The 8831-nt window shown below is 69.6% G+C and carries 8 protein-coding genes; 4 read left to right on the top strand and 4 right to left on the bottom strand.

The window, feature by feature from the left end; translation table 11 throughout:
• Nucleotides 1-493 precede the first annotated feature (493 nt).
• Nucleotides 494-1018: a transglycosylase SLT domain-containing protein gene (locus tag ACFU8Q_RS35680; protein WP_384462546.1), complete on the bottom strand. Its 525-nt coding sequence runs from the start codon at nucleotides 1016-1018 to the stop codon at nucleotides 494-496.
• 436 nt (nucleotides 1019-1454) lie between these two features.
• On the opposite strand from ACFU8Q_RS35680, the gene ACFU8Q_RS35675 reads away from it, so the two are divergent.
• Complete coding sequence (locus ACFU8Q_RS35675) at nucleotides 1455-1601, top strand: hypothetical protein (protein WP_384462543.1); 147 nt, start codon at nucleotides 1455-1457, stop codon at nucleotides 1599-1601.
• 73 nt (nucleotides 1602-1674) lie between these two features.
• Here the strand turns inward: ACFU8Q_RS35675 and ACFU8Q_RS35670 are convergent, their stop codons facing one another.
• From ACFU8Q_RS35670 to ACFU8Q_RS35660, 3 genes are all read right to left on the bottom strand, one after another.
• Entirely contained in the window at nucleotides 1675-4371 is a 2697-nt protein-coding gene (locus ACFU8Q_RS35670; RefSeq protein WP_384462540.1) for a SpoIIE family protein phosphatase, read from the bottom strand.
• 150 nt (nucleotides 4372-4521) lie between these two features.
• Nucleotides 4522-5769: a DUF4032 domain-containing protein gene (locus tag ACFU8Q_RS35665; protein ID WP_384462537.1), complete on the bottom strand. Its 1248-nt coding sequence runs from the start codon at nucleotides 5767-5769 to the stop codon at nucleotides 4522-4524.
• A 169-nt stretch (nucleotides 5770-5938) separates the two neighbouring features.
• Complete coding sequence (locus ACFU8Q_RS35660; protein ID WP_384462534.1) at nucleotides 5939-6526, bottom strand: DinB family protein; 588 nt, start codon at nucleotides 6524-6526, stop codon at nucleotides 5939-5941.
• A gap of 99 nt (nucleotides 6527-6625) precedes the next feature.
• Between ACFU8Q_RS35660 and ACFU8Q_RS35655 the strand changes: the two genes are divergently transcribed.
• The 3 genes from ACFU8Q_RS35655 to ACFU8Q_RS35645 all read left to right on the top strand — a co-directional run bounded on the left by ACFU8Q_RS35655 (nucleotide 6626) and on the right by ACFU8Q_RS35645 (nucleotide 8682).
• Nucleotides 6626-6859, top strand: coding sequence for a hypothetical protein (locus tag ACFU8Q_RS35655; RefSeq protein WP_384462531.1), 234 nt, complete (start codon nucleotides 6626-6628; stop codon nucleotides 6857-6859).
• 201 nt (nucleotides 6860-7060) lie between these two features.
• Nucleotides 7061-7501 carry a hypothetical protein gene (locus ACFU8Q_RS35650; RefSeq protein ID WP_384462528.1) on the top strand — a complete coding sequence of 147 codons (441 nt, stop codon included), beginning with the start codon at nucleotides 7061-7063 and terminating at the stop codon, nucleotides 7499-7501.
• Nucleotides 7501-8682 (top strand): MFS transporter, encoded by a 1182-nt coding sequence (locus ACFU8Q_RS35645; RefSeq protein WP_384462525.1) that lies wholly within the window; start codon nucleotides 7501-7503, stop codon nucleotides 8680-8682. Before ACFU8Q_RS35650 ends, ACFU8Q_RS35645 begins: the two co-directional genes overlap by 1 nt.
• The last annotated feature ends 149 nt before the right edge of the window (nucleotides 8683-8831 follow it).

The raw sequence follows: 8831 nt of genomic DNA, 5'->3' as shown, positions 1-8831 counted from the left end.
GCGAAGAACTGCGCCGGGCCGCCACCGGGTCCCGCCCCGGCACCGGAGCCTGATCCGCCCACCACCGAGTCACGGCCGCCCCGCTCAGCCGACCGCCCACCGGCGACGAGCCGCCCGACACAGCCACGCGGGGTGCCCCGGTGCCGTCTGCGGACACGGTCCAGATGCTGCCCGGCCGGCCGCGCCGGGGAGTGCGTAAGCGACCGTACCGTCGTCGAGCCAGACCGCCTGGTCGTCGATTTCAGGCGCGCGCGGCCGAGATCCTGCTGGAACCGATCGGCGGCGGTGCGGCCGAAATCGTACGGGCCGCTCCGGCGCGCCTCGCGCCGTGCGGCAGAACCTGCCCCCCGCGGCGCTGACGGCCCACACCTTCACGAACCCACGGCACCGGCCGTTCATCGGGCGAACCGCCGGGGATGCCGAAGGACCGGCATGGTCGGTGTGTGCCGACCATGCCGGTCCTGGCTCGCGAAGCGGGCGCCGGGTCTACAACTCAGTAGGCGGAGTTGACGTTGTCGATCGACCCGTAGCGGTCGGCCGCGTAGTTGGCGGCCGCGGTGATGTTGGCGACCGGGTTGGTCAGGTCGTTCGCGGTGCCACCGACGTGGTAAGCGTTGAAGGTCGGCTGGATGACCTGGAGCAGCCCCTTGGACGGCACACCGTTCTTCGCGTTGACGTCCCAGTTGTTCTGAGCGCCGGGGTTGCCGCCCGACTCGCGCATGATGTTGCGGTGCAGCCCCTCGTAGGTGCCGGGGATGCCCTTGGCCTTCATGATGGCCAGCGACTCCTTGATCCAGCCGTCGAGGTTGTTGGCGTATCCCGTGCCGCCCTGGCCACCGTCCGCCGAAACCTTGACCACGGAGGCGCCCACCGTCGCCGGTGCCACCTCGGCGGCCTGCGCGGATGTCGACGTCAGGGTGAGGGCTGCTGCTGCGGCACCCACGGTGGCGATACCGGCGACGGTCAGCGTGCGGAGGCGGGCGATGCGGCTGGTGCGGATCTGCGTGTACGTGGTCATACGGAAGGGACTCTCCAATGGGGACGTCTTGGGTGTTGCCGACCGGTCTCGGTTGCGGCGGCTTGCGGAGCCGAACCCCGCTGCTGCGGGTTTGAGCGACGGTCCGGCGAATCCGCCGGGCCCGACCACTGCTCCACGCAACGACAGCCATGGTTAGCGACGGAAAGGACGGAGCGCAATTATGTGACGTACTACCCAACTACGGAGAAATGTCCGAAATGCCATATTCCATGGCGTTTATTCGCCTTGTTGGCAACCTCCGGCCTACTACTGTCCTTAGGATGTGACCCAGCTCCTATGGGTGGCATCACAATTTCACCCGTGACACCGCGGTTCGATGACGCGGCCCGGAACATGTCGCCGACGCCCTGACGGCCCGTTCTCCACTCTCCGTGTGCGGTGCTCTGCGGAACGCGGGGGGGGGGAGTTCTATCGGTTGACGGCCCGGCTGACGGATCACTTCGACGGCGGCGGCAGGACTCCGGATCCCGAGGATCTCGTGTGCTTCATCAGGGCGGACAGGGAGGCGTGGTCGGCCGGAGCGGACGACGACCGGGCGGTGCTCGCTCTCGCGCTCACGTGAACGCTCTCGTACGCGAGGTTCGGCGCCCCGGACCGGCAGCCGGGACCGCCACACGGACTGTGGCCGGGCCTGGTCACAGACTCGGGGGGCCGCCCGGCAGTGTGTCGGTCGGCAGTGCCTGCTCGGTCCAGATGACCTTGCCGTGGTCCGTGTAGCGGGTTCCCCACCGGTCGGCGAACTGGGCGACGAGGAACAGTCCCCGGCCCCCCTCGTCCGTGGTGGCCGCCTGCCGCAGATGGGGCGAGGTGCTGCTGTGGTCGGAGACCTCGCAGATCAGGGAGCGGTCGCGGAGCAGCCGCACCCCGATGGGGCCGGCGGCGTAGCGAATGGCGTTGGTGACCAGTTCACTGAGGATCAGTTCCGTGGTGAACGCCTCTTCCACCAGATCCCATTCGGCAAGTTTGCGGGACACCTCGGCCCGCACCCGGGACACCGACGACGGGTCGCTGGGAACGTCCATCTGAACGACGTCCGCGGCGTCCAGTCTGCGGGTACGGGCGACGAGCAGCGCGATGTCGTCGCGGGCGAGATCGGGCACGAGGGTGCGCAGGACCGCGTCGCAGGTCTCCTCCGGAGTCCGGTCGGCGTTCTCGCCGAGCGTCCGGACGAGCAGGGACAGGCCCTCGTCGATGTCCCGGTGCCGGTCCTCGACGAGACCGTCCGTGTAGAGCACGAGCCGGCTGTCCTCGGGCAACTGCGTTTCGAAGCTCTCGAAGGTCAGGCCACCGAGCCCCAGCGGCGGGCCGCCGGGCACGTCGGCGAATTCCGAGGTGCCGTCCGGGTGGACGACCACGGGCTGGAGGTGGCCGGCCCGCGCCATGGTGCAGCGCCCGGACACCGGATCGTAGATCGCGTAGAGGCAGGTGGCGCCGGCGACTTCCGCGTCGGCGCTGTCGACGGCCTCGTCCTGGTCGATCTGGGCGACCAGTTCGTCGAGGTGCCACAGGAGTTCACCCGGCGACAAGTCCAGGGTGGAGAAGTTGTGGACCGCCGTGCGCAGGCGCCCCATGGTCGCGGCGGCGTGCAGTCCGTGGCCGACGACATCGCCCACGACGAGCGCGACGCGGGCGCCGGGCAGCGGGATGATGTCGAACCAGTCCCCGCCGACACCGCCCAGACCGGCCTGTGCGGGCAGGTACCGGTAGGCGACATCGATGGCGGTCTGGTCGGGGACGCCGCGCGGCAGCAGGCTGCGTTGCAGGGTCACGGCCATGGCATGCTCGCGTGCGTAGCGGCGGGCGTTGTCGACGCTCACCGCGGCCCGGGCGACCATTTCCTCCGCGAGCGCCCTGTCCTCGTCCTCGAACGGCTCGGACTCCCCGGCGCGCCAGAACAGGACAACGCCCAGGATCGCGCCGCGGGCGCGCAGTGGAACCGCGATCAACGAGTGGATTCCGTACGCGAGGAACTCCCGGGCTCTCGCGGGATCCTGCCGCTGCCACCCGGAAAGGGCCGCCAGATCCGCGTCGAGGACCGCCTCCCCCGTGCGCAGGCCGGCCCCCATGGGCGTGGTCGGCGGGAAGCGGAGCAGCGAACCGACGGGGTGGAGCACCGAGTCGTCCCGAACGCCTCTGACGGCGGTACGACGCCACTCGGTGTCCGGGCCCGCGCGCGTGGGCTCCTCACCGCGCAGGACCGCCTGCATCACATCGACGGTGGCGAAGTCGGCGAAGCGGGCGGTCGCGAACTCCGCCAGTTCCTCGCAGGTACGCACCACGTCGAGCGTGGTGCCGATCTCGGTGCCGGCCTGATACAGCAGACTCAGTCGTCCGCGCGCCACGTCGGCCCTGCCGGTGACCGCCTGGAGTTCGGTGGTGTCGCGCAGGGTCGTCACGCTGCCGGGCGGGCCGCCGTCCCGGTCGGTCGACCGCTGGTTGACAGCGAGCAGGCGCTCGCCGACCGGAAGCACCTCGTCGGTCACCGCCTTTCCCGAGACCAGCAACTCCGTGGTGACCGGGTCGAGCGCGAGCTCGGTGACCACGCGCCCCTCCACGTCCGCCGGCAGGCCGAGCAGCCGACGGGCCTCGTCATTGGCGAGCAGCAGCCGGCCGTCGCCGCTGACGATGAGGACGCCCTCGCGCACCACGTGCAGGACGGCGTCGTGATGCTCGTACATCCGGGTCATCTCGGCGGGGCCGAGGCCGTGCGTCTGGCGGCGCAGCCGTCTGCTCACCAGCGCCGTCCCGGCCGTGGTGAGCATCAGGATTCCCGCGGCGGAGCCGAACAGCAGAGGGAACTGCTGCTCGACGACGCCGCTCACGCGTTTGATGGTGATCCCGGCGGAGACCAGACCCACCACGCGGCCGTCATGACCGGTGACGGGTACCACCGCCTGAACGAGGGGTCCGATGGTCCCGGTGACTTCCTCGACAACGATTCCGCCGTTCAGCGCGGGCTTCAGGTTGCCGACGAACTTCTTCCCGATCCGGTCGGGCAGGGGGTGGGTGTAGCGGATTCCGGCGCGGTTGAGCACGACGACGAAATCGACGCCGGTGAGCTTCCGGGCCCGCTCGGCCAGTGGCTGGAGGACCGCGGTCGGGTCGGGGCTCTTCAGTGCCGCCTCGATCCCCGGCGAGCTGGCAAAGGCCTGGGCGACAGCGATCGAACGGTTACGGGCTTCTCTTACGCTGTCGGCCCGGGACTGCAGTACGAGCGTGGCCACCGCGGCGGCCACGAGCAACACGACGATCGCCACCTGCAGGAGAAAGACCTGACCTGCGACAGTTCGCATCCTGAGAACCGAGCGTCGGCGGCCGTCCCGTCCGGTCATGCCCTCTTTGTACACCTTGCCCACACACCGGGCGACCCGCGCGACGCGCTGTGCGACGGCCGACGGGCAGGGATGCGGCGTGTCACGGCGGGGCGGGTCCGGCCGCTACGAAGCGAGTCCGTGCAGCGCGGGGCCCGGCCCGGTACGGGGTCACTCGGGTGACGGAGAACCGCTTCCCGGGGGCACTTCGGTGGCGGGACGGAGAAGGACCGTGGCGACGTAGTCCGCCACGGTCGCCTGAAGGCCGATGTCCCCCTGTGCGCGCTCGGACATGTACCACCGGTGTTCCAACAGCTCGTGATAGAGCTCGGCCGGGTCCATGGAGCTGCGGAGGTCCTGCGGTACGGCACGCACCGTGGGCCTGAACACCTCGCGGACCCAACGGTGGGCCAGCACCTCCGCCCGGGCGCCGAGCGGGTCGCCCGGCGCGTAGTCCTCCTGTGTCGCCATCCAGCTCTCGAGGTCGTTGAGGAGCCGGCGGGCCTGGTTCTCCTCGGCGTCGAGCCCCGTGAGCCGCAACAGCTGGCGTTGATGATGGCCCGCGTCGACGACCTTCGGGACGAATGTGATCGTGTCGCCGTCCGCAGAGTTGACGATCTGCATCTCGGCGACGTCGAAGCCGAGATCATTGAGCCTGCGCACGCGCCGTTCGATGTAGTGGTACTTGCCGGCCGGATAGACCGAGGTACGGGTGAGCTCTTTCCACAGCTCCTCGTACCGCCGGCAGATCTCCGTGCCGAACGCGATCGGGTCCACCGACGGATGGAGCGCGCCGGAGGCCTCCAGGTCGAGCATCTCTCCGCCGATGTTCACCCGGGCCAGGTCGATGTCGTATGCACGCTGTCCTTCGCTGAGCCGGCTGTGCGCCTCGCCGGTCTCCGCGTCCACGAGGTAGGCGGCGTAGGCCCCTGCGTCCCGGCGGAAGAGCGTGTTCGACAGTGAGCAGTCGCCCCAGGCGAATCCGGCCAGGTGCAATCGGACGAGCAGTACGGCGAGTGCGTCCATGAGGCGGTGCACCGTGGTCGGGCGCATGGTCGTCTCGAACATCGAGCGGTAGGGCAGGGACCCGTTGAGGTGACGGGTGATCAGCATTGGCTCCAGGGGCGCCCCGTCGCTGCCGGTACGCCCGGTGACCACGGCGAGTGGGTCCACGGCGGGTATGCCGAGCCGGGCAAGGGTGCGCAGCAGTTCGTACTCGCGTACCGCCGGGCGCTCGGCAAGCTCCTTGATCGCCACCACGTCGGACCCGGCCCTGGCGTAGCGCACGACGTGGCGGGAGATGCCGCGGGGCAGCGTCACCAGGTGTTTCTCCGGCCACTCCTCGAGCGGCAGGTGCCAGGGCAGTTCGAGGAGGAGCGCGGGGTGTTCGGGGTTGGTGGCGCTGAACCGCAATGCCATCGGTCGCCTCGCTCGTACGGTGACGGGACCATCAGTGTGACGCAGCCGCCCGGATCCAGGGCCTGTCCTGCGGATCAGGCCGGACAGGGCGCGCGGTGCCCAATGCCGTGCAACGCGGCGAGGCGCGGCACCGGGGGACGCGAGCCCAGCACGATCCGAACGAGACGCCCTAAGCGCGTCCGTCCGCCTCCCGGGCCACGCGCTCCAGCCGGCTGCGGTGGCTCTCCCACCACGCCGAATCGCCGGGCGCCATGCAGTCGCTTCCGGTCCGCAGTCCGACGACGTTGTCGATGAGCTCCCGGACGATGTCGGCATGCCCGGCATGGCGATCCGTCTCGGCGATCATGTGGACGAGAGTCCGGTGGAGCGTCACCTCGCTGCGTTCTCCCCAGGCCACTCGGCCGACCGCGTCGAGGGGCAACGACTCGATGGTCTCGTCCGAGTGGGCCCACGCCTGGCGATACATCTTCACGATCTGCTCACGCGACTCGTCTGCGGTCGCCCACATGTCGGAGTTCCGCTCGGCATTGCCGACGATCCAGAGCGGCGGCGCGTCGAACGGCCGCCCGAAGGTCTCGCCGAAGTACATCGCCTCGGCGCCGGTCATGTGCTTGACCAGTCCCAATAGGTTGGTTCCGGTGGGAGTCATGGGGCGGCGGATGTCGTATTCCGACAGCCCCTCAAGCTTCCACAACAGGGCATCGCGAGCATCCTGAAGGTATAGGTGAAGATCTGCTTTGAGGTCCGATCGGGTCATGGGACCAGTCTGTCGCTCGTACGATCTCTGTCCATCACTTTTCTCCGCGCCCGAACGCGAGACCTGGGAGCCGGCCCGTAAGGACGCAACCTCGACCCGGTGCGCCCGGGCAGTTCCTGCCCGCCGGAGCCCGGAGCTGCCGACGACGGAGAATCCCGGACCGTCCATCTGAAGAAGCTCTCGCAGGGGCGGCAGGTCTGCGTCACCAGGAGTACGGGGCACATCGGCCTCGTCACGGTCCGGGGCTTCTCGTCCGAGGATTCGCCCAGTACGTACATGACGCTTGACCTGCCCGTCCGGCACAACGCGGTCGGCTCCGGCTCGGGCAACTGAATCCCTCCTGCTTCACGTGGCGGATACCCGCACGGGTGGTGCATACCTGGACACGGTCGTACTGTCGATTCAGGACAGACCGCTGGAGGAAGGGCACCGCCACCGACGACTGCTGCTGACGCGCAGGCCTCGGCACACAGGGCGGGTCCGGTGCGACGGGAAGGCCGCTCGGACTCGGAGAGAGGCAGCTGGGGAGCCGACATGCAACGAGACAGAATCAGAACAGCGGTCATGCTGTGTGCTGCCGCGGCGCTCGCGGCGGCAGCGGTACCGACATCCGCTTCCGCACGTCCGGCCTCGCCTGCTCGCGCGGTGGCCGTCGACTGTTTCTCGAATTCACAAGTACGCCCCGGTGACTTCCTGATCGCCTGCGGGGACGGCAACAACCGCCTCATCACGCTGCGTTGGACCCACTGGGGACCGACGTCCGCCGTGGGCAGCGGACTGGACGCGGTGAATGACTGTCAGCCCTATTGCGCCGCAGGCAAGTTCCACACCTACCCGGTCGATGTGCGGCTCGACCGCCCGCAGAGCTGGCAGAAACATCCGGAACTCCAGCACTTCACCCGGCTGCAGCTCGTCTACACGGACAGCACGCCGGCACAGACGGACCGGGTCGTGACGTACAAACTCTGGGACTGATGAATCCACACGTTCGCCGGCGGCCGGGCTACCTGGCCGCCGCCGCGGTGTTCGCCGTCGGGATGGCCGGAACCACCCTGCCCACACCCTTGTACGGGCTCTACCAGGAGCAGATCGGGTTCTCCGAGCTGATGGTGACGGTGGTCTTCGCCGTGTACGCCGTCGCGGTGATCACCGTGCTCCTGGTGGCGGGCAACTACTCCGACGAGGCCGGCCGCAGACCTGTGCTCCTGGGTGCCATGGCCCTGTCGGCCGCGAGCGCGGGATGCTTTCTCCTGCAGAACGGCCTTCCTCTGCTCTTCGTGGGGCGGCTGCTGTCCGGCTGCGCGGCCGGGCTGCTGAGCGGCGCGGCGACGGCGGCCGTCATCGAACTTGCGGGACCCGGGCAGAAGGCGCGTGCCGGTTTCGCCGCCACTGCGGCGAACATGGGCGGTCTGGGCTGCGGTCCGCTGCTCTCCGGCCTCCTCGCGCAGTACACGCCCGGGCCGTTGGTGCTGCCGTTCTGGGTCCACCTGGGGCTGGTGGGCGCCGCCGCCGGGATCACCTGGCTCCTGCCGGAGACCGTGCCGGAGCCGAAGCGGTGGCCGCGTCCGAAGCCGCAGGGGGTCTCCGTACCTCCGGAAATGAAAGGTGTGTTCACGCCCACCTCCCTGGCAGCGTTCGCGGGCTTCTCGCTGCTCGGGCTGTTCACGGCGGTGGCGCCGAGCTTTGCCGCGCGGACCCTGGGTGTGCACAACCTGGCCGTCTCCGGCGCGGTGGTGTTCTCCGTGTTCCTCGCTTCGACCGTCGGGCAGTCCTTGACGCCACGGGTCGGCGCGCGCCTCGCGCTTCCCGTGGGGTGCGGCATCCTCGTCGTGGGCCTGCTGCTGGTGGCGTCATCGCTGATCACCGAATCCCTGCCCCTGCTCGTCCTCGGCGCGCTGTGCGGCGGCACCGGCCAGGGACTGGCCTTTCGCGCGGCGCTCACCCTGGTCAGCGGCGCGGCCCCGGCGCGGCATCGTGGCGGCACCATTTCGGCGTTCTTCGTCGTCGCCTATGCCGGGATCTCGCTTCCGGTGGTCGGAGTCGGCGCCATGGCCACCTGGCTCGGACTGCGCCCGGCCGGCCTGATCTTCACGGGCTGCGTGATGCTGCTGGCAGCGGGCGCGGGAACGTACGCCGCGCTGAGGCCGCCGCGCTGAACCGCGCACGGGGCACGGCGGATGTCGGCGACCGCAGGCGGTTGGACCGTACGGGAGTGAACGGGTGCCCTTCCCCCGGCCACCGCCTGACAAGGTGGCAGCCCCCTGTTCTCACAGGGGGCTGCCGGTGAATCCGATCTCTCTCTGAG

The organism is Streptomyces sp. NPDC057543 (assembly GCF_042801895.1).
Classification (GTDB): Bacteria; Actinomycetota; Actinomycetes; order Streptomycetales; family Streptomycetaceae; genus Streptomyces.
The sequence above is the reverse complement of the archived record's forward strand: the minus strand, read 5'-3'. Positions and strand labels throughout refer to the sequence as shown.